General features: G+C 46.8%; 19 protein-coding genes. 9 read left to right on the forward strand and 10 right to left on the reverse strand.

Annotated features, from left to right (window positions below; genetic code table 11):
* Positions 1-20: 20 nt before the first annotated feature.
* A complete protein-coding gene (locus KIO97_RS07270; protein ID WP_038890844.1) occupies positions 21-1,277 on the reverse strand; it encodes a methyl-accepting chemotaxis protein in 1,257 nt (418 codons plus the stop codon).
* Positions 1,278-1,325: 48 nt separating this feature from the next.
* Between KIO97_RS07270 and KIO97_RS07275 the strand changes: the two genes are divergently transcribed.
* Positions 1,326-2,144, forward strand: a complete 819-nt coding sequence (locus KIO97_RS07275; protein ID WP_005431971.1) for an ion transporter — start codon at positions 1,326-1,328, stop codon at positions 2,142-2,144.
* Between the two features lie 24 nt (positions 2,145-2,168).
* Here the strand turns inward: KIO97_RS07275 and KIO97_RS07280 are convergent, their stop codons facing one another.
* Entirely contained in the window at positions 2,169-3,701 is a 1,533-nt protein-coding gene (locus KIO97_RS07280) for an inorganic triphosphatase (protein WP_285381727.1), read from the reverse strand.
* 205 nt (positions 3,702-3,906) lie between these two features.
* Between KIO97_RS07280 and KIO97_RS07285 the strand changes: the two genes are divergently transcribed.
* From KIO97_RS07285 to KIO97_RS07295, 3 genes are all read left to right on the forward strand, one after another.
* Positions 3,907-4,587 (forward strand): TIGR00153 family protein, encoded by a 681-nt coding sequence (locus KIO97_RS07285; protein WP_005431974.1) that lies wholly within the window; start codon positions 3,907-3,909, stop codon positions 4,585-4,587.
* 130 nt (positions 4,588-4,717) lie between these two features.
* Positions 4,718-5,977: an inorganic phosphate transporter gene (locus KIO97_RS07290; RefSeq protein ID WP_005431976.1), complete on the forward strand. Its 1,260-nt coding sequence runs from the start codon at positions 4,718-4,720 to the stop codon at positions 5,975-5,977.
* Between the two features lie 181 nt (positions 5,978-6,158).
* Positions 6,159-6,770, forward strand: coding sequence for a TIGR04211 family SH3 domain-containing protein (locus tag KIO97_RS07295; RefSeq protein WP_005528771.1), 612 nt, complete (start codon positions 6,159-6,161; stop codon positions 6,768-6,770).
* A gap of 80 nt (positions 6,771-6,850) precedes the next feature.
* Here KIO97_RS07295 and ggt read toward each other — a convergent pair whose 3' ends face one another.
* The 3 genes from ggt to KIO97_RS07310 form a co-directional block, all read right to left on the reverse strand.
* Positions 6,851-8,581 carry a gamma-glutamyltransferase gene (ggt, locus tag KIO97_RS07300; protein WP_285381728.1) on the reverse strand — a complete coding sequence of 577 codons (1,731 nt, stop codon included), beginning with the start codon at positions 8,579-8,581 and terminating at the stop codon, positions 6,851-6,853.
* A 288-nt stretch (positions 8,582-8,869) separates the two neighbouring features.
* Entirely contained in the window at positions 8,870-9,592 is a 723-nt protein-coding gene (locus tag KIO97_RS07305) for a general secretion pathway protein GspB (protein ID WP_285381730.1), read from the reverse strand.
* Positions 9,592-11,217 (reverse strand): ExeA family protein, encoded by a 1,626-nt coding sequence (locus tag KIO97_RS07310; protein ID WP_285381731.1) that lies wholly within the window; start codon positions 11,215-11,217, stop codon positions 9,592-9,594. The genes KIO97_RS07305 and KIO97_RS07310 overlap by 1 nt, the downstream gene beginning before the upstream one ends.
* A gap of 148 nt (positions 11,218-11,365) precedes the next feature.
* Between KIO97_RS07310 and KIO97_RS07315 the strand changes: the two genes are divergently transcribed.
* Complete coding sequence (locus KIO97_RS07315; protein WP_285381732.1) at positions 11,366-12,586, forward strand: multifunctional CCA addition/repair protein; 1,221 nt, start codon at positions 11,366-11,368, stop codon at positions 12,584-12,586.
* Between the two features lie 72 nt (positions 12,587-12,658).
* Here the strand turns inward: KIO97_RS07315 and KIO97_RS07320 are convergent, their stop codons facing one another.
* From KIO97_RS07320 to folB, 3 genes are read right to left on the reverse strand one after another with little or no spacing between them, the layout of a single operon-like run.
* A complete protein-coding gene (locus KIO97_RS07320) occupies positions 12,659-13,462 on the reverse strand; it encodes an undecaprenyl-diphosphate phosphatase (RefSeq protein ID WP_009707763.1) in 804 nt (267 codons plus the stop codon).
* A gap of 15 nt (positions 13,463-13,477) precedes the next feature.
* Positions 13,478-13,960 carry a 2-amino-4-hydroxy-6-hydroxymethyldihydropteridine diphosphokinase gene (gene folK / locus KIO97_RS07325; RefSeq protein WP_010646484.1) on the reverse strand — a complete coding sequence of 161 codons (483 nt, stop codon included), beginning with the start codon at positions 13,958-13,960 and terminating at the stop codon, positions 13,478-13,480.
* Entirely contained in the window at positions 13,957-14,316 is a 360-nt protein-coding gene (gene folB, locus KIO97_RS07330) for a bifunctional dihydroneopterin aldolase/7,8-dihydroneopterin epimerase (protein ID WP_005436044.1), read from the reverse strand. Before folB ends, folK begins: the two co-directional genes overlap by 4 nt.
* Positions 14,317-14,581: 265 nt before the next feature.
* Between folB and plsY the strand changes: the two genes are divergently transcribed.
* Entirely contained in the window at positions 14,582-15,193 is a 612-nt protein-coding gene (gene plsY / locus KIO97_RS07335; protein ID WP_005528783.1) for a glycerol-3-phosphate 1-O-acyltransferase PlsY, read from the forward strand.
* Between the two features lie 36 nt (positions 15,194-15,229).
* On the opposite strand, the gene KIO97_RS07340 is transcribed toward plsY, so the two are convergent.
* Positions 15,230-16,045 (reverse strand): alpha/beta fold hydrolase, encoded by an 816-nt coding sequence (locus KIO97_RS07340; RefSeq protein ID WP_038890848.1) that lies wholly within the window; start codon positions 16,043-16,045, stop codon positions 15,230-15,232.
* A 187-nt stretch (positions 16,046-16,232) separates the two neighbouring features.
* The gene (gene tsaD / locus KIO97_RS07345; protein ID WP_038890849.1) at positions 16,233-17,249 is read right to left on the reverse strand and encodes a tRNA (adenosine(37)-N6)-threonylcarbamoyltransferase complex transferase subunit TsaD; all 1,017 of its coding nucleotides are present in this window, start codon (positions 17,247-17,249) and stop codon (positions 16,233-16,235) included.
* A gap of 230 nt (positions 17,250-17,479) precedes the next feature.
* Between tsaD and rpsU the strand changes: the two genes are divergently transcribed.
* The 3 genes from rpsU to dnaG all read left to right on the forward strand — a co-directional run bounded on the left by rpsU (position 17,480) and on the right by dnaG (position 20,076).
* The gene (rpsU, locus tag KIO97_RS07350) at positions 17,480-17,695 is read left to right on the forward strand and encodes a 30S ribosomal protein S21 (protein WP_001145625.1); all 216 of its coding nucleotides are present in this window, start codon (positions 17,480-17,482) and stop codon (positions 17,693-17,695) included.
* Between the two features lie 28 nt (positions 17,696-17,723).
* Positions 17,724-18,167, forward strand: coding sequence for a GatB/YqeY domain-containing protein (locus tag KIO97_RS07355; RefSeq protein WP_005430430.1), 444 nt, complete (start codon positions 17,724-17,726; stop codon positions 18,165-18,167).
* 148 nt (positions 18,168-18,315) lie between these two features.
* Complete coding sequence (gene dnaG, locus KIO97_RS07360; RefSeq protein WP_045402378.1) at positions 18,316-20,076, forward strand: DNA primase; 1,761 nt, start codon at positions 18,316-18,318, stop codon at positions 20,074-20,076.
* The last annotated feature ends 75 nt before the right edge of the window (positions 20,077-20,151 follow it).

Consider the following 20,151-nt stretch of genomic DNA (forward strand, 5'->3'; position numbering starts at 1 on the left):
TTTATCAAAGCTTACTGAAACTAGACTTCAAAAGATTTAATCTTCTTGTCTAGCTCTTCGGCATTGTTTTGCATCATCTCAGAAGTTTCCAATAACTCGGTGACAACCACTACCGATGCTTCTACTAACTCACGGACGTTTGTTAGGTTCTGGCTCATTTCTTCTGCGACGCTACTTTGCTGACCTGACGCCGTTGCGATCTGGAAGTTCATGTCGTTGATTTGCGTCACTTGACCAACAATACCGTCAAGCTCGCTGCCCGCATTCGAAACCAGTTCTACACCTTCTGCCGCTTCAACCACACTCTTCTCCATCAACTCAACCGCTGAGGTTGCGCTTGATTGAAGCTGGGTGATCATCTCTTGAATTTCCACTGTCGCTTGCTGAGTGCGTTGTGCAAGGTTACGAACTTCATCTGCAACCACCGCAAAGCCACGACCCGCTTCACCCGCTCGCGCTGCTTCAATTGCGGCATTTAGAGCTAGCAAGTTAGTTTGCTCAGAAATGCCTTGGATGGTGCCAACTACGCTGCCGATGGCATCAACACGTTCTTCTACTTGGTTAACGGCACTTGCCGAAGAAGCGATATCCGATGACAGTTCGCTCATCTTAGACACAGTTTTCTGTAGGAATTGCTGACCTGTCACCGCTTGTGTTGAAGCTTGCTCAGTTAAGCTCGAGGCGGTTTGAGCATGGTCTGCAACCGTTTGAACCGTCGAGGACATCTCGCTCATGGCTGTTGCAAGTTGGTCGATCTCATTGAACTCTTCTTGCGCTGACTCTTTGGTTTCCGACATGCTGAGTGTCATTACTTCTGTCAGTGTCGCCAGTTCATCAGAGGCGTTGATCTGCATTTGAATCACATCGTGCAACTGACGACGCGTTTTCTCTAGCTCACGTGCTACGTCACCGTATTCGTCTTTACAATCCATACCGAAAGGCACAGATAGGTTTTTACTCGCCATTAGCTTGATCGCATCATTCAAGTACTGCGTTTGACGCAGCATGACGCGTGCCGCCGCCAGCAACAGCACGACAAAAACAACGATCAACAATGCCGTTTGCCATGCAACTTGAGTGAGATAAGCTTCATAATGTTGTTGGGCAACTTGCTCATTCTGTGTCGCCGCAAGTAATGAGTTGTAGAACGTATTAGCGTCCCAAAGTTGTTTTGCCACAATCAGGATGGTACTGAATACCATCAACATGACCATTTTCGGAACGAGCTTGATGTCGGATATCACCCTTTCCCACGGCTTAAATGCCAGCTTTTCCATTGTCAGTTCTCCACCGAGTCTTATATAGTCTTTGTATTACTTATAGTTATGCGCGCACTTGGCTCTGGTTGCGCGATTTATTTCGAGCTTCGTATGAAAAACTATGATATCAAAGACAGCACTAAACCGATGGGGTTGCTATCACTAATCTTGTCCTTCATGGCGCTATTTGTGATCTCTGGCCTGTTGTTTTTCCCGCTTGATCACGAAACCCGACAAGTACTTATCGGTCTGGATTTTATAATCTGTAGTATTTTTCTACTTCAGCTCATCGTAGATTTGATCCGAGCCGCAGATCGTTGGTCATTTCTCAAACATCACTGGATCGATTTTGTGGCGAGCATCCCAATGATCGAGCCATTGCGCTACGCACGCTTATTTCACATCTTGCGCGTCATCTTGGTCTTGCGCTCTTCAAAATTCATTCTTTTCCAGCTCAAGCAAAATCGTCGTGAAACCACATTAGCCTCAATCTTGTTGTTGATGGTAGTGCTCATTACGCTTGGTTCGAGCGCGATGCTATTTATCGAAGGGCAAAACCCCGAGGCAAACATTCAGACGGGTACAGATGCTTTGTGGTGGGCTTTTGTCACCATATCAACCGTAGGTTATGGCGATCATTATCCAGTCACGACGGCTGGCAAATTGTTAGCGGTGCTGATCATCATTTGTGGCGTGGGTATCTTCGGTATGATTTCAGGTTTGATTACATCGATTCTCACAGCACCAACTCGCCAGCAAGACAATCGTTCAAAGAATAAAGAGAAACTGTTGGAACAAGTGTTGGATAGGCAGGAACAGATCTTAAATCGATTGCAATCGATCGAAGATGAACTGCATGAGCAAAAACAACAGACAAAAAAATAGGACCTTGCGGTCCTATTTTCGTTTTTATTCTTGCCAGTAGGGTTCGACTTCAACACTGATGGCTCGAGTCTGATCCATCGCATGCAGGATGGAACGCTCTTGGCGATGTAACCAACGCTCAAGTTGCTCTTGCTCTTCCCCTTCTAACATGCCAACTAATGGCAACAGATGGTTAAGCATCAGTAGGTCATCAATGCCGTGCACTAAATCCGCCCAAGGCAGACGGAAGCTGGTACGCTCCTCGGCATCGTACAAACTCGCAAAACCAATACCTGTGTAAAGGTTACGCAGCAAGCGGTAACGTTGATCCACATACTCTTGTGCTGATAATTCGCGCTCAGCAGGGAAAGCTTCCATCAGCTCAGCCCAAGTGCGATCCAATTGCTTCACAGAGAAGGCTTGGATGTTGCTCGACATCTTTTCGCGCGCCTTATCATCAAGGAATGGCTGCCAACCGCGCGTTAAGATCCAACGGCTCAAATCCAGCAGTAAACTGGTGTAACGTGCCGAACTCAGTAGTTCTAGCACTGCTTCGCGACTTGGGAGCTCACCTAATTGTTGAGTCAGCTCAGACACTAAGAACTTACGTGCATCAAGCTTACGCAGCACGTTGCCTTTATCATCCAGCAGCTCTTCCAAGTGCGCGTGTTCATCCAGCCACTCTAGCTCTTCTTCGAGCCACTTCATTTCTTGGCGCAGAATAGCACTTGCTCGGCGCGGCACCATACTGCCAAAAATTGTGAAAGTTTGGCGGATAAAGCGAATCGCATTGACGATTTCACGCAGTGATTCAACACAATCACGCTCAGCATAGATTTGCTCGTGGTAGTGCCAATGCGATAACGCATGCTCTAGTGAGTTAATTAGGCAGTATTCAACGGTGTCGTTTTTCGTGCTGTCCACTAATGCTAGTGGTTTGACTTCATCACCAGCGTAGCCACTTGCCAAACGATAGCCTTTAGCCGCTTTGCTTAAGTTACCCAAACGCATACCGCCCGCGTCACACAAGCTGCGAGCAAGCGTGAACAGCGCTTCTGTTTGACCAGATTTCAGTTCTAGCTCAACTTCACAGATAGGATCTTGTTTCTCTTCGCCATCTTCACCTTGGGCAATCACAGCGCCTTGGTCGAACGCGACTTCAATTTGGCTCCCATCAGGCATGCCAATCAGCCACTGTTCGCGAGTGAAGTTAGTAGAGAATAGAGGCGTCAGCTCCGCTTGCAGTGTTTCGACATCTTTACCTGTTGGCCAGATGTCAGAAGGGTGAAGCGTGAGGTCTGGCTCATTACTGGTGTGCTCAGCGTTGTATTCTGGTCTTTGATGAAGGCCCGCAACAACGCGTCCTGCTGTTTTTACGGTTTGGACAAAAACATCATCAAAACGGCGAATTCTTAAACCAATGTCGTGCTTTCTTAACCATTTATCAGCGGTATCAAAGTAGGTGTTACCTAAGTCACGACTACTGTGCTGAAGTACTTTTGTTTCGGAAATTTTAGCTCTTAAAGTTTCTGAAAATTCAGGAGAAACAAAAAACTTCAGTTCTATCTCGGTTTCCATAGCTATACCTTTCAAAGCAGATAGAAACAGGATATTGCCTAATTTCTCACACGGCAAGAAAGAAATATCGCCCGAATGATGATCTAAAACAGTTTTAATGAGCGATTTAATGCGTTAACATGCGCGCCTTTATAGCCATCGTTCAACATTTCGCCAAGAAATGGTGTATGTTTTTTTAAGGTTATAGTTATTAGGTTGAATGACCATGCCAGTAAATACAATTATGGGGTTATTTGCAAAGTCCCCAATTAAGCCTTTGCAGCGCCACGTTGTGTGTGTCAACGAATGTTGTTCACACCTGGTTAAGTTCTTTGAAGTTTCTTCAAAGGGTGACTGGGAAAAAGCAGCTGAAATCCGTGCTCAAATTTCTCACCTAGAGAAAGAAGCGGACGTGCTGAAACGTGAAATCCGTCTAAAACTGCCTCGCGGTTTGTTTATGCCAGTCGATCGTACTGACATGCTTGAGCTTCTGACTCAACAAGACAAGCTTGCTAACCTGGCAAAAGACATTGCTGGCCGTGTATATGGTCGTCAACTTGTCATTCCTGAGGCTCTCCAACCAAACTTCCTCGCATACGTTCAACGTTGTCTTGATGCGGCTGATCAGGCGCAAAAAGTGATCAACGAACTTGATGAACTCCTAGAGACCGGCTTCAAAGGCCGTGAAGTAACGCTCGTTGCTGAAATGATTCATCAGTTGGACGTAATTGAAGATGACACCGATGCAATGCAGATTGAACTTCGCCAACAACTGATGGCGATTGAAGCTGACATGAATCCTATCGATGTCATGTTCTTGTACAAGATTCTTGAATGGGTAGGTGGTATTGCCGACCAAGCGCAGCGCGTAGGTGCTCGTTTGGAAGTCATGCTATCTCGATCTTAAAACATAAGTTAACGACATAACGAAGAGCATTACTAACGCGTGTCAGATGGACGATGACTATTTTCACCGTCTTATGGGCTGATGCGCGCAAAATTTTGCTCCGCTTGTTATAAAACAACTAGGTATTACGATGGATATCCTTGCGAACTACGGCACTGTCCTGATTATTGTTGCAGCGATTTTTGGTTTCATGATGGCGATTGGTATTGGCGCGAACGACGTTGCTAATGCTATGGGTACATCTGTTGGCTCAAAAGCGCTTACCGTTAAACAAGCGATCATTATTGCAATGATCTTTGAATTTGCGGGTGCATATCTTGCAGGCGGTGAAGTAACCGACACTATCCGTAAAGGTGTTATCGAAACATCTCTATTTGCTAGCCAACCTGACATTCTTGTCTACGGCATGATGTCAGCGCTTCTTGCGGCTGGTACTTGGCTTCTACTTGCTTCTTACATGGGCTGGCCTGTATCAACGACTCACTCAATCATCGGTGCAATCATCGGTTTTGCGTGTGTGTCTGTAGGTACAGAAGCAGTTGACTGGAGCAGTGTTCAAGGGATTGTCGGTAGCTGGATTATTACTCCGGTTATCTCAGGCTTCTTTGCTTACGTTATCTTTGTCAGCGCACAGCGTCTGATCTTTGATACTGAGAACCCACTATTCAACGCGAAACGATTCGTTCCAGTGTATATGTTCATCACGACGATGGTGATTGCACTTGTAACGATTAAGAAAGGTCTGAAACACGTTGGCCTTCACCTAAGTAATGGTGAAGCGTGGATGTGGGCAGCAATCGTCTCTGCTGCAGTAATGGCAGGCGGTTACTTCTACATTCAGAAGAAATTCGCGAACCGCGAAGAAGACCGCAGCTTTGCTGGCGTAGAAGGTATCTTCAGCGTACTAATGGTTATCACAGCGTGTGCAATGGCATTCGCACACGGTTCAAACGACGTAGCTAACGCGATCGGCCCACTGTCTGCCGTTGTTTCAACAGTTGAACACATGGGTGAAGTTACAGCGAAAAGCACAATCGCATGGTGGATTCTTCCTCTAGGTGGTTTTGGTATCGTAGTTGGTCTAGCAACGCTAGGTCATAAAGTAATGGCTACCGTTGGTACTGGTATTACTGAACTAACACCAAGCCGTGGCTTTGCAGCTCAGCTAGCAACAGCATGTACGGTAGTTCTAGCATCAGGTACTGGTCTACCTATCTCTACTACTCAAACTCTAGTTGGTGCGGTTCTAGGTGTAGGTTTTGCTCGCGGTATCGCAGCACTTAACCTAGGCGTGGTTCGTAACATCGTTGCATCTTGGATCGTTACGCTACCAGCAGGCGCACTATTGGCAGTAGTATTCTTCTACGGCATCCAAGCGATGTTCTCGTAAGAGTAAACACCGTCAATACAATGTAAGCGCTTTGTCATTATTGACTCAAACGCACAGAAAGGGAGGCTTTGCCTCCCTTCTTTGTTGCACCGAAGTTTGAAACTGCATAATATTCGTCTATTTCCGGCTCCAATAATTCGGTGCCAAAGCTGTATCCAAGAAAATCGTTAAGGGATTTACTGTGAAAAAACTAATCATCACGGTTTTGTTTACTTTGCTAGCAGCGCCAGCGGCACTAGCGGCAGACCGTTATATTTCTGATGACCTATTCACTTTTATGCACTCTGGTCCAAACAACACTTACCGCATTATGGGCAGTGTTAACGCAGGCTCTAAAGTACAACTTCTTCAAACAAACAAAGACACGGGTTACACACAAATCCGTGACGCTCGTGGCCGTACAGGCTGGGTGCAAAGCAAGTTTGTTACGAACCAAGAAAGCATGGCAATTCGCCTTCCTCGCGTAGAGAAAGAGCTGAAAGAAGTGAAAGAGCAACTAGCAAACGCACGCCAGAACTCAGACACCGAAAAAGCGGGTCTAGTGACATCGCTAGAAACGCGCAACCAACAGATTTCTGACCTAGAGAAGAAATACTCTGAAATCAGCGACCAGCTTACTTCTGTTGAAACAGAAAACCGCGAACTTCGCGCGAAGCTAGACACGCAAAAAGATGACATGCTACTGAAGTACTTCACTTACGGTGGTGGTGTTGCAGGTCTTGGTCTGCTATTTGGTTTGGTACTGCCACACCTGATTCCTCGCAGAAAGAAATCGCCAGCAGGTTGGGCATAATAGCTCCGAATTGAATCGATAAAGAAAAGCCAGTCGTACTCGACTGGCTTTTTTGTTGGTTTGGTTCAACGAGGCTCTCGTTACTCTCCCATTGAGCTGGATGCACGGCGTCTGTCCGTTGCCCCATAAATTTTGCCATCTTTTAGCTCAATAGCATTCAAGCCACTCACTACTGGAATCACGTGCACTGGGTAACCAAGCTCCATAAACTCTGGTACCAGCATTTCAGCGAACGTTTTCTTCTCCACCAGCAAACCTGTTGGGTCATAAGACTTAGTACGGTCTATTTTGGTACCGTACTGAATGTTCGGCAGATCGATGGCCTCTTGCGCAGATAAGTTCCAGTCCAACACACCAACCACGGTTTTAAGTACATAACCTGGGATTTGCGAACTGCCCGGAGAACCAACCACCAAGCGCAGGTTATCGTCACCGTCCATCACCATCAGCGGAGTAATCGCGGAACGTGGACGCTTGCCTGCTTCAATCGAGTTTTGAGTCGGTTTGCCATTTACACTAGGTAGCGGAGAGAAGTTTGCCATCTGTGCGTTCAAGATAACACCATCAACCATCACGCCAGAACCCATTCCCGTGCCGACGGTGCTGGTCATGGCAATGGCATTACCTTCCCTATCGACGATAGAGATATGCCCTGTATCTTTACTTTCGAAGCCTTGATATTGCGCATACTGAGTTTGAGTAACCTGCCCTGCTTTCGGGTTATCTTTCGCGACGCCATAGTCAGGGATAAGCATTCGGCGTTCATCTAAGTACTCTTTAGATAGCAGCTCGTTAATCGGCGTTTCGACATAGTCAGGGTCACCAGCGTAAGCAATACGGTCAGCTTTCGCGATGCGCATGGCTTCAGTCATCAGACGCCAAGGTTCCACGTCCGTTTCCGCCATCTGAGCAATATCGTAAGACTCTAGAAGCTCAAGGCTCTGCGCCACCATCACACCGCCAGATGCCGGATAGCCAAACGAAACGATTTTATTCCCACGGTAGTCGCTCTCAATGATGTCACGTTGCTTCACTTGGTAGTTTTTGAAGTCTTCTAAAGACAACTTCTCATGTTGATCACCAATACGGCTATTGACCGTCTCTACGATGTGTTTACCAAACTCACCACCATAAAGGTAACTATCGCCTTGTTGGGCTATCTTTCTCAGTGTTTCAGCCATCTTAGGGTTCTTCATCAAGGTGCCCGTCGGCTTAATTTCATCCCCTTGCCAATACAAGGCTTTAACTTCCGGGTCCTGAACAAGTCGACTTTGTTCTCTCACCACAATGTCGTAGGTGTAGCTGTTCATCGCGTACCCGTCGCTCGCCAATGCTATCGCCGGTTTGATGAGCTCAGCCCATGGTAACTTGCCGTATTGCTCGTGCGTGGTGTAAAGCAAACGCAGCGTTCCCGGAACGGCTACAGAGCGAGGGCCAAGTATCTGATTGCGGCTGAGCACTTCCCCGTTTTCCATAAACATGTTTGGATTCGCACTAGAAGGCGCTTCATCACGTCCATCAAGAGCCAAGAATTTCTGTTTGTCGTGCTGGTAGAACAAAGCAAACGTACCACCACCGATACCGGTCATGTCGGGTTCGACAACGGACATCACCATTTGCATCGCGACCATAGCGTCCACTGCATTACCGCCTTGCTTCAAAACTGAATAGCCCGTGCTACTGACGTAAGGGTTGGTTGCGCTCACCATAAAGTGTTCACCAGTTTTATCTGGTGTAATCGGGAAAGGTTCTGGCTTTGCGGCATGGCTCACCGCGGCAATCAAGCTTAAAGAAAAAGTAAGAATACGCATGTGTTGTGTCTAGACTCCTGTATTTATAAGGTGTCTAACGTTGACTCAATGCTTATTGCGAAGTTCGTCAATACGACGCTTTTTTACACAACACTGACTGGGGCGTGCCCACCAATAAACGCTCTATATTGGAGTCATTTAAACGACAGTCATAAGGTATATTTTGTTTCTTTGAACACCCCGTTGGCATCATGACTATCGATAAGCCAATCCAAGTTGGGGCTACAAAAAAGCCAGCGGCAAAAGCTCACTGGCTAATTAGATTTGGAATAGAATCAAGCGAGATTATTACCCTTTCCACTCATACAGCGCAGGTATGCGGATTTGTTCCCCTTGGAATTCGACGATCACTGCTTGCGGTTGGATCTCTTTTAGCGTGACTTGTCCATCAACCACATCACCTTGATGGTACTCGACGTTGTTGATCTTCACCCAACGACGGTTTGCATCACTTGAATACATGTGCGTCTGTAAGTTCAGTGCTGGCAAGCGACCATGCCACTGGCGAGCTTCACGCTCCAGATCATCAACAGATGAAGAGCTATTCAGTGACGGTTGATCATTGTTTGATAAAGCACTTTCAACTTTCAGCGCCAAATCTGGCGACAACGAGGACAAATCGAGATCATCGAGCGATAAACCAAGATCATCATGACTCTGCATGCTCGGGCTGGTTTTCACCGTTTGTTGTGAAGGTTCTAAAAGATCTTGCTCTCCAGGAATTGCGTTGTTAGCCGCATAGTTTTGATCGACAAAAGTACCGTAATCTTGCGATAGCTCAGCGGTAGGCCACTCTCGTTCTAACTGCGCCAATTGTGGTTCGTCTGGATAACTCAAGCTTTCAAATTTTGCTTTCACCGTTGGCGTTACTGGCTTAGCTAGCGCTTGTGCTTTCTCTACGACCACGGATTCAGGCGCCTCTTGAGCAAACAGATCCAAGTACCAAGCTGCCCCAACCGCAGTAACACTGATTGGTAACAGGAAGAGTCCAACATGCTTCATGACTGACATTATGCGTCCTCCTCATTTATCTGTTTTAGCTGTGGAGCATCAATTTGAACGCTCTGCTGCAAACGTTCTAAGGTGTGTTTACCTGCAATGCCATCAACACCAATTCCTTGCCAACGCTGGAACAACTCGACCCGCTCTTTCAGTGCGCCATCGTAAATGTCACTGCCAAGCGGTTGCTCGTTCACGGCTTGTGCTAATAACTGGTCAAGCACGTCAATCGCAGGTCCTTCCATATCTAAGCGCAGAGTATCTTTAAGCGGCGCTTGCCAAAGTTCGATGATGTTGCCTTGCCATAACGGCTTGAGCCATGACACAGGCAAACGAAGGCGTTGGCTACCGTTGAGTACTTCGACTTTGTTGTCACCAATCGCGTAAAGGATCACATAGCCCACTTGGCCTTGGTAGTTGAGCTCTAAAATCACCGGACGGTTTTGTTGTACCAGCAATGGCCATGTCGCCATTTTACGTTCACAACGCATGGTCGATTGAGGCTCCGATAAACACAAGTTGTCACGTACCGAAGCTCTATACCCCCAAAGCTTGTAAAGCTCGTTCACCGCTAGATTCGACTGAGTCTGCTCTAGCAACATATTGCGCTGTTCATTCGTCAATTGATCATTAACCACAGGCGCAACGGCTCGTGGTGCCGTTACTTGAGCGACCTGAACTGGCTGAGTGCTTGCGGTCGGCTTTAAAGGCATTTGTTGCATGACAGCCCAACCAATACCAACAGCGGCACAAACACCGATTGCTGCCGAGCCCCAAGTCGGCCATTCAAAACTGCGGCGAACAGGTTTGTCTTGTTGGTAAATCTCGGCTTGGAACTGCATCACCTCTTCACACGCTTGATGCACGGTTTGCTTATCCACCGTCACATTGCCTTTGTGATAACTCATGTTCAGTGATTTATCACAAATCAGGTTAATCAAGCGTGGAATACCGTGGCTGTATTTGGCAATCAACTTAGTCGAACTGCGGTCAAACAGCTGTTTGTCGCCACCAGCAGTATGCAAACGGAAAGTGATGTAGTCTGCGGTTTCTTTGTCATCCAGTGGCAGTAAGTGGTAACGGCCGGTAATACGCTGAGCAAGCTGACGCAGTTGTGTGGTTTGCAACAAACGCTGTAATTCTGGCTGACCAACCAACAACACTTTGAGCAGCTTACGTGTATCCGTTTCTAAGTTAGTTAACAGGCGTAATTGCTCAAGCACATCCGCTGCCAAGTGCTGAGCTTCATCAATCACCAACAGGGTTGTCCAACCCGATTTATGATTGCGCAGAAGGTAATCATGAATCACTTGGTTAAGCTGTTTGAGTGTTGCATCTTGAGGGTAAGTGACTTTGAATTCGTCACAGATGGCTTCGAGCAGATCTCGGCTAGAAAACGTTGGGTTTAGAATCAGCCCAGCTTTGGTGTTCTGATCCAAATTCGCCAGCATGGCTTTTGCGACCGTGGTTTTTCCTGTCCCCACCTCGCCAGTTAGCATGGCAAAACCACCACCATCACCTAACCCTGCTTGGAGATGTGTGATCGCCTCCTTATGACGTTGGCTCAGATACAGATAACGCGAGTTTGGAACAATCGAAAATGGCAGTTCAACAAACCCGAAAAAGTCCTTATACATTAGGATCTCCAGCTAAAACCCACCCGCAATCAAATCGGGATATTCCTTATTAGACTTAAACAAAGCGCTAAGTTCTTTTAGATGTGAAGAAAAGTACCATTGCTTGCTACAATGTCCAACGTCATATCCATAAATTAAGAGGTAATCCGTGCAAGTTTATTTAGTTGGTGGTGCAGTTCGAGATCATTTGCTCGGAATAGACAGTTATGACAAAGATTGGGTGGTCGTCGGCTCGACACCAGAAATGATGCAAAGCCAAGGCTACACTGCTGTCGGGAAAGACTTTCCTGTGTTTCTTCATCCCAAGACTAAAGAAGAGCACGCCCTTGCACGAACCGAAAGAAAATCTGGCGAGGGTTACACCGGCTTTGAATGTTTCTTTGACCAAAGCGTGACACTTGAAGAAGACCTAATTCGCCGTGATTTAACCATTAACGCGATGGCAATGGATGACGACGGCAAGCTCTACGACCCTTATGGTGGCCAAAGCGATCTGCAAAAGAAAGTGCTGCGACATGTATCCGATGCGTTTGTTGAAGACCCACTCCGCGTTCTACGTGTTGCTCGCTTTGCGGCAAAGTTAGCCCACTTAGGTTTTAGTGTGGCAGAAGAAACCATGCAGCTAATGCACGACATGGCTGAATCCGGCGAGCTAAGTACGCTGACACCGGAGCGTGTTTGGCAAGAATGGCACAAGTCACTTTCGACCTCTCGCCCTGATGTGTTCTTATCTGTTCTCAGAGACTGCGGTGCATTAAGCGTTGTCTTGCCAGAGATTGACGCGCTGTTTGGTGTACCTCAGCCAGAGAAATGGCATCCAGAGATCGATACGGGCATCCACACCTTAATGGTCGCGCAGCAAGCTGCGAAGCTCAGCGATTCACTGCCAGTACGCTTTGCAGCGCAAGTGCATGATTTGGGTAAAGGTGTAACGCCAGAAAGCGAATGGCCAAGTCATAAAATGCATTGTCATACAGGATTAAAACTGATTAAAAAGCTGTGCGACCGTGTACGCGTACCTAATGAGTTCCGCGACTTAGCATTAATGGTTTGCGAGCAACACTCTAACATCCACCGAGCAGCCGAGCTTAAACCACAAACCATCATCAAAATCCTCAACAAGTTTGATGTGTGGCGCAAGGCTGAGCGTCTGCAAGATATCTTAATTTGCTGCCAAGCCGATCATGCTGGCAGAAAGGGGCTAGAAGACCAACCGTACCCGCAAGCAGAACTGTTTATGCGCGCTTATCAAGCCGCAGCATCGGTTGATGTGCAAGCCATTATTAAAGACGGTTTCAAAGGCCCTGCAATTCGTGATGAACAAGAGAAACGTCGTGCAGAAGCGGTTAAAGTCGCATTAGGTAAGTAAGCGACTCAAAAGAAAAGAGAGACAAACAAAAACGCCCGCTTAACCAAGCGGGCGTTTTCATTCGGATTGGGTTTAAGCCATTAGCAAGAACGCAAACAGGCCAAAACCTAGAATCAGACGGTAAATTACGAATGGTGTCATGCCCATGCGTGAAATCATCTTCAAGAAGAAGTGAATACAGATGTAGGCACTGATAAATGACGTCACAATACCCGTTAGCAGGAAGCCAATGTGTACTGGTTCACCGCTTGTCACCAACTTCATACCTAGGTATCCACCCGCTAAGGTAATGATTGGGATAGACATTAGGAATGAGAAACGCGCGGCCGCTTCACGAGTGAAGCCTAGGTAAAGTGCAGCAGTAATGGTTGCACCAGAGCGTGACGTGCCAGGAATCATCGCCAACGCTTGAGCAATACCAATGAACAAGGCTTTCTTCCAGCCAGTTTGATACTCATCCGCCACTAGCTCTGCATTCTTATCTACCCACCAAAGCAGCAGACCAAAGATGATCGTCGTGGTTGCGATCACGTAAGCACTGCGCAAATAAACTTCGATGATGTCTTTCATCAGTAGGCCAAATACACACGCCGGGATCGTTGCAATCACGATCATCCACGCCAGTTTAGCTTCTTTGCTGCGATCACCTTTAAAGATCGAGGCGAACAGTGCTTGGAAAAGCGTGATCACTTCTTGACGGAAATAGATCACCACCGCCATTAGCGTACCAACGTGAACGGCAACATCAAATGCCAAGCCTTGGTCTTCCCAACCAAGAATGGCAGAAGGCAGGATCAAGTGAGCAGAGCTGGAAATTGGCAAAAACTCTGTCAGACCCTGAATCAGAGCCAGAATAAAGGCTTCAAAGTAACTCATGTAAACAACTCAAGATTAAAGTGAAAAGGAAACTGGTTTGAGTGAATCGACGGGCTGCATCGCCTGCCAAATATCTGCGATTGTTCTGCCATCGCCGGGGATCACCAATTGAGGTTCGAGATCATACAGGGGCTTTGTTACAAAAGGATATTTGTAGATATCACTGCGAGGTAGCTCAGGTTTTTGCTGCGAAATGCACTCACCGAACAAGACTATATCGAGATCTAAGGTTCGATCCTGATACTTTTGCGCGTTTTCTTCACGCCCCCACTGAAATTCAATCTCGCGTAAGCGGTGACTCAACTCTTCGAGTGACAACTCCGTGAAGAAACTAATCACGAAGTTGTAGAAATTTTGACTGCTAAAGCCAATAGGCTCGCATTCATATATCGGCGAAACACACAGATCACAGCCAAGCTTTTGCAGCTCTTGATAAGCCACAAGTGCGTGGTGCTCTCTTTCAATATTGGTGCCTACGCCGATATACGTTTTGATCATGCTTGGCCTCGCTCAATCACAACGCCCACCGCGCGTGCTTGAGGAACCGCACCTGGTTTCGCTAAGCGAATTTTGACCCAAGGCACAGAGAAGCGCTGCATGATAAGCTCTGCAACTTCTTCTGCAACGCGTTCAACCAACAAAAAGCGACCATTTTCGATGTGGTTTAACACCGCTTCGCTCACTTGTGAGTAATCCAACGCATCTTGAACATCATCACTCTTACCCGCCGGCTTGTTGTCATGCGCCATTTCGATATCCAGAACCAGCTTCTGCTTAATTTGCTGTTCCCAATCGTAAACGCCGATGGTGGTGATTACTTCTAACTGTTCAATAAAAACTTTATCCAGAGCCATCTTATGTCCTTCTATTTCAGAGGTCGGATACCCGATTTGGGCAATTTGATCGTACTATTCTATACCCAAGTAACCTATAGAGACCTTTAAGCGCGTCAATTGGCGGTAAAAGTCACTTGGGTATAAACTGCGAAGACTCTTTATATACAAGAAATCCCATAATGCAAGCTCTATCGCAGAGAGTATTTTTGCTCACCGCCGAATCGCGGTATGATAGCAACTACTCAGGAACTGAGCATTAAATTCCAATCCATCAAGGACTTCTATGGACGCACTGGCACTGATAATGACAATGGCCGCCTATTTGCTGGGTTCGATCTCCAGTGCGGTGCTGATTTGTCGTTTATTAAGGTTGCCAGACCCGCGTAAAGTGGGGTCCAATAACCCGGGTGCAACCAATGTGTTACGCATCGGCGGAAAAGGCGCGGCGGTCGCAGTATTGCTCTGCGATATGCTCAAAGGCACCATACCTGTTTGGGGCGGTTACTTCCTTGGTATCGACCCTATCATCCTTGGCGTCATCGCTATTGCAGCCTGTCTTGGTCATATGTATCCGATCTTCTTCCATTTTAAAGGTGGAAAAGGTGTAGCAACGGCACTTGGCGCAATTGCCCCTATCGGTTTGGATTTAACAGGGTTGGTGATGCTGACTTGGTTGTCGGTCGCGGTGCTATTTCGCTACTCTTCTTTGGCTGCATTAGTGACGGTCTTAGTTACCCCGTTTTATACGTGGATGTTCAAACCCCAATACACTCTGCCCGTTGCCATGCTGTGCTGCTTGATTGTATTTAAGCATCACCAAAATATCCGCCGTTTGTTATCCGGCGAAGAGCCTAAAATTGGCGAAAAGAAACTGATAGAAAAAAACTCGGCTTGATGCCGAGTTTTTAGTTTTAAGCTTCCGAACGCAGAACTATGCGTGCACTTTGTTTAGAAAGTCTAACAGCATTTGATTGACGAACTCTGGCTGCTCTAGCGAACTAATGTGGCCTGCTTCAGGGATCTCCACCAACTCACTGCCAGTAATGCAGTCATTCATTAAGTAAGATTCAAATACTGGACGTGGCTTATCCTCACGACCAACCGCAATCAACGTTGGCAATGCAAACATTTCAGAATCTTCAATCACATCACGGCGGCCAAACACCATACGACCAACACGAGCGACTTCGGCTGCACGCTCACCTTGCAATGCTTCAAGGCTTTGCTTGAATGATGCAACCAATGCCGGATTCACTTGCTCTGCATTATTAGCAAAGAATAGCGGCGTTACAGCTTCAACAATCGGTGCCGGAACAGCTTGCACTTGGCTGATGGTATCTAACATTGCGAAATACTTTTTATGCGTCACTTCAGGTTCTAGACCGATGAATGTATCCATCAGAACCAATGACTTCACACGTTGAGGCGCTTGAGAAGTCAGCTCAGCCCCCCACATACCGCCGACAGACAAGCCAACAATAGAGAACTGCTCGATCTCCAGATGATCCATCAACGCCAACATGTGCTGTGCGTAATCCACCAAAGATCGTGTTGAAGCGGGTGCAGCATCCGACTCACCGTGTGCCCAAAGGTCTGGCACGATACAGCGGTAAGATTGGCTCAACACTTCAATTTGTGGTGCCCACATTTGGCAATCCCAAAGGTAGCTGTGACCAAACAGAAGCACAGGGCCTTCACCCTTATCTAAGTAAGCAAGTTGCTGGCCTTCAATTTCAAACTTGTTCATTGTTATATCCATCTATTATTTTTGAGAACCATCCTATCACTGAAACGATATAAAACTGCTCGCATCAGTCAGGCTCTTACCATCAATTACACAAAGCCTTTCAATTAGATATCTAAAAATAAAGGCCTCTGATGAGCAGAGACCTTTATCTTCGTAAATCTATTTCAAACCTTCAGCGAAAGTTTGATTACGCGATTGGTGTTAGTTGATCGATCGGCCAACGTGGGCGAGCTTCAACTGACATATCAGCCACTTCACCGTTCTTCAAACGTTGCATACCTGCGTAAGCGATCATCGCACCGTTATCGGTACAAAACTCAGTGCGTGGGTAGTAAACTTCGCCGCCAACTTTCTTCGCCAGCTTCTCAAGCTCTGCACGCAGACGGCGGTTCGCACTTACACCACCAGCAATAACAATGCGTTTCATACCCGTTTGCTCAAGTGCGCGCTTACATTTGATAGCCAGCGTAGCACATACCGCTTCTTCGAATGCTAAAGCGATATCTGCACGTGTTTGCTCATCGTCACCGTTGGCAGCAATCGTGTTGGCCGTAAAGGTTTTTAGACCAGAGAAACTCATGTCCAAGCCTGGTACATTCGTCATTGGACGTGGGAATTTAAAGCGACCCGGTGTGCCTTTTTCAGCCAGCTTAGAAAGCAGCGGACCACCTGGGTAATCTAAGCCCATTAGCTTCGCCGTCTTATCGAATGCCTCACCCGCCGCATCGTCAATTGATTCGCCTAGGATTTTGTACTCGCCGATGCCTTTTACTTCCACCATCATTGAGTGACCACCCGATACCAATACCGCCACAAATGGGAACGGTGGTGGGTTATCTTCTAGCATAGGTGCCAGTAGGTGACCTTCCATATGGTGAACAGGCACCGCTGGTACACCCCAAGCGTAAGCAATACTGCGACCGATGGTAGCACCAACAAGGAGTGCGCCCACCAGACCTGGACCTGCCGTGTATGCTACACCGTCAATGTCTTTAGAAGTCAGATTTGCTTCTTTCAGTGCCTCTTTAATAAGAGGGATGGTTTTCTTAACATGGTCACGTGAAGCCAACTCAGGCACCACGCCGCCGTAATCTGCGTGAAGTTTTACTTGGCTGTAAAGCTTGTGTGATAGCAGACCTTTTTCATCGTCATAAATCGCGATGCCAGTCTCGTCACAAGAGGTTTCAATACCAATAATGCGCATGGTTTTCTCAGTATGCTTTCTATATAGAGGAAATTTGGGCGTCATATTACCCTGCCTTGGTGCTTCAAACAAATTTTGTACAGACAATAAGCGATAAAAGGCTTTACAAAGCTGTGTTGATCGGATTAAAATTCCGCACCATTTTTGATCAAGCTGGTAACTGACCAAACAATTGTGATTTGGTTCATTAAATTCCAGCGTTAACGAATAACCCCTGAGGTGAAAGGCATATGCCAGTAGTTAAAGTACGTGAAAACGAACCGTTCGACGTTGCTCTACGTCGTTTCAAGCGCTCTTGCGAAAAAGCAGGTATCCTTTCTGAAGTGCGTCGTCGTGAGCACTACGAAAAACCAACTACAGTTCGCAAACGCGCTAAAGCAGCAGCTCAAAAGCGTCACGCTAAGAAGCTAGCTCGCGAAAACGCTCGTCGCGTTCGCCTGTACTAATAACTGAGCTCCGGAAAGGAATTTAGTTATGGCTCTGATTGATAAACTCAAAGAAGAGCAAAAATTAGCGATGAAAGCCAAGGACAAATTGCGCCTTGGTACTATTCGTTTAGCTCTATCAGCAGTTAAGCAGCGTGAAGTTGACGAACAGATTACTCTGGGCGATGACGACATCCTTGCTGTACTGACCAAGATGGTTAAACAACGTCGCGACTCTGTATCGCAATTTGAAGCAGCAGGTCGTCAAGATCTTGCTGATGCGGAACAAGCTGAAATTACCGTTCTTGAGGACTTTATGCCTCAACCACTGACAGACGAAGAAGTTGCTGCTCTTATCGAGAACGCAATTGCTGAATCTGGCGCAGCTGGCATGCAAGACATGGGCAAAGTAATGGGCGTTCTGAAACCGCAAATTCAAGGGCGTGCAGATATGGGTAAAGTGAGCGGTTTAGTTCGCGCTAAATTGGCTTAATACCCCACCCAATTGCAGCAAGCCGTGCTATCCTTTGGAACGCACGGCTTGTTTGTATCTGGCAGAATGGAATAACAAAAAGCCTCACATATGCTTTTCTTTGCAACCCATTCACACCAATCATGATTTTCTTTTTTTGTTAGGTTTTATGGCTGGACACATCCCTCGCAGTTTTATTGATGACCTCCTAGCTCGACTCGATATTGTCGATATCATCGACGCGCGCGTGAAACTTAAGAAAAAAGGCAAAAACTACGGTGCTTGCTGTCCTTTCCATAACGAAAAGACCCCTTCATTCAGCGTCAGCCAAGAGAAACAGTTTTACCACTGTTTTGGTTGCGGCGTTCACGGCAATGCCATCGACTTCATCATGGAGTTCGAACGGTTAGAGTTTGTCGAGGCCATTGAAGAGCTAGCGTCTTACCTCGGTTTGGATGTGCCGCGTGAACAACGCAGTGGCGGCGGTGGACAGTTTAATTCTGGTCCTCAAGCAAGCAGCAGTGAAAAACGCAATCTGTACGATTTGATGGGCAGCATTGGTCAGTTCTATCGTAACCAACTCAAACAGCCAGCAAGCAAGGTGGCGATTGAGTACCTGAAAGATCGCGGTCTATCTGGCGAAATCGTCCAGAAGTTTGGTATCGGCTACGTAGCTGATGAATGGGACTTAGTCCGTAAAAACTTCGGCCAGAATAAAGACAACCAAGACATGCTGGTAACTGGCGGCATGTTGATTGAAAACGATAAAGGTAACCGCTATGACCGCTTCCGTGGTCGTATCATGTTCCCGATTCGTGACCGTCGTGGTCGAGTTATCGGCTTTGGTGGCCGTGTACTTGGTGATGGCACACCGAAATACCTCAACTCACCAGAGACGCCTATCTTCCATAAAGGTAAAGAACTTTACGGCCTTTATGAAGTTTTGCAGGCATATCGTGAACCGCCACGAGTTTTGGTCGTTGAAGGCTATATGGATGTGGTGGCTTTAGCGCAATATGGCGTAGATTACTCTGTCGCATCATTGGGCACATCCACCACGGGTGACCATATTCAAATGCTGTTTCGTCAAACCAACACGGTAGTGTGTTGTTACGATGGTGACCGCGCAGGTAAAGAAGCCGCATGGCGCGCGCTCGAGAATGCACTTCAGTACCTAAAAACGGGTAACACGCTGAAGTTCTTATTCTTACCTGATGGCGAAGATCCAGACAGCTACGTTCGTAAATATGGCAAACAAGCCTTCGAACAACAAATTGAACAAGCGACACCGCTTTCGAGCTATCTGTTTGATAACTTGATTGAATTGCACCAAATCAACTTGGGCAACAATGAAGGTAAATCCGCACTACGCGCCTACGCGAGTGCGTTGATCGACAAGATACCTGATCCCTACTTTCAGGAATTGCTCGAAAAGCTGCTTGATGAACGCACGGGCTTTGATAACCGCTTACGCCAACCGCGTAAAAAGACGAGTGAAACTCGACCTCAGCCGCACAAAGAGATCAAACGAACTCCTATGCGCGAGGTAATCGCTCTACTTATTCAAAATCCGAGCTATGCTCAAATGGTACCTGATTTGTCTTCGGTAAGAGAATTATCAATACCGGGACTAAGTTTATTTGTTGATGTACTTGATAAATGCCAGGCACATCCCCATATAAACACAGGCCAATTATTAGAGCATTGGCGAAATAGCCAAAATGAGACCCTTCTGTCTCGTCTAGCGAGCTGGGACATTCCCCTCGATGAAGACAACCAAGAAGAAATATTTTTAGACTCACTGGATAAAATTATTGCCCAGTGCGTAGAAAAGCAAATTGAAAACCTGCAGGCCAAAGCAAGAAGTGTCGGTTTATCAGCCGAAGAGAAAAGGGAGCTGCTAGCTTTGATGCTAGATTTAAAAGCGTAACCCTGTTTAATTAGTCAGCAACAATTTAATTTGTTATAGTAAGTGGTTTGCATTTCGCATACTGATTCCTTCACC

The organism is Vibrio sp. B181a (assembly GCF_030248375.1).
Classification (GTDB): domain Bacteria; phylum Pseudomonadota; class Gammaproteobacteria; order Enterobacterales; family Vibrionaceae; genus Vibrio; species Vibrio campbellii.

Bases quoted from the DNA above. Each gene is read 5' to 3' on its own strand.
- KIO97_RS07340 (WP_038890848.1), bottom strand. From the start codon at position 16,045: ATGAACAAGTTTGAAATTGAAGGCCAGCAACTTGCTTACTTAGATAAG.
- ggt (WP_285381728.1), bottom strand. From the start codon at position 8,581: ATGCGTATTCTTACTTTTTCTTTAAGCTTGATTGCCGCGGTGAGCCAT.
- KIO97_RS07355 (WP_005430430.1), top strand. From the start codon at position 17,724: ATGGCTCTGATTGATAAACTCAAAGAAGAGCAAAAATTAGCGATGAAA.
- KIO97_RS07280 (WP_285381727.1), bottom strand. From the start codon at position 3,701: ATGGAAACCGAGATAGAACTGAAGTTTTTTGTTTCTCCTGAATTTTCA.
- KIO97_RS07305 (WP_285381730.1), bottom strand. From the start codon at position 9,592: ATGTCAGTCATGAAGCATGTTGGACTCTTCCTGTTACCAATCAGTGTT.
- dnaG (WP_045402378.1), top strand. From the start codon at position 18,316: ATGGCTGGACACATCCCTCGCAGTTTTATTGATGACCTCCTAGCTCGA.
- plsY (WP_005528783.1), top strand. From the start codon at position 14,582: ATGGACGCACTGGCACTGATAATGACAATGGCCGCCTATTTGCTGGGT.
- KIO97_RS07290 (WP_005431976.1), top strand. From the start codon at position 4,718: ATGGATATCCTTGCGAACTACGGCACTGTCCTGATTATTGTTGCAGCG.
- KIO97_RS07285 (WP_005431974.1), top strand. From the start codon at position 3,907: ATGCCAGTAAATACAATTATGGGGTTATTTGCAAAGTCCCCAATTAAG.
- rpsU (WP_001145625.1), top strand. From the start codon at position 17,480: ATGCCAGTAGTTAAAGTACGTGAAAACGAACCGTTCGACGTTGCTCTA.
- KIO97_RS07310 (WP_285381731.1), bottom strand. From the start codon at position 11,217: ATGTATAAGGACTTTTTCGGGTTTGTTGAACTGCCATTTTCGATTGTT.
- tsaD (WP_038890849.1), bottom strand. From the start codon at position 17,249: ATGCGCATTATTGGTATTGAAACCTCTTGTGACGAGACTGGCATCGCG.
- folB (WP_005436044.1), bottom strand. From the start codon at position 14,316: ATGGCTCTGGATAAAGTTTTTATTGAACAGTTAGAAGTAATCACCACC.
- KIO97_RS07320 (WP_009707763.1), bottom strand. From the start codon at position 13,462: ATGAGTTACTTTGAAGCCTTTATTCTGGCTCTGATTCAGGGTCTGACA.
- KIO97_RS07270 (WP_038890844.1), bottom strand. From the start codon at position 1,277: ATGGAAAAGCTGGCATTTAAGCCGTGGGAAAGGGTGATATCCGACATC.
- folK (WP_010646484.1), bottom strand. From the start codon at position 13,960: ATGATCAAAACGTATATCGGCGTAGGCACCAATATTGAAAGAGAGCAC.
- KIO97_RS07275 (WP_005431971.1), top strand. From the start codon at position 1,326: ATGCGCGCACTTGGCTCTGGTTGCGCGATTTATTTCGAGCTTCGTATG.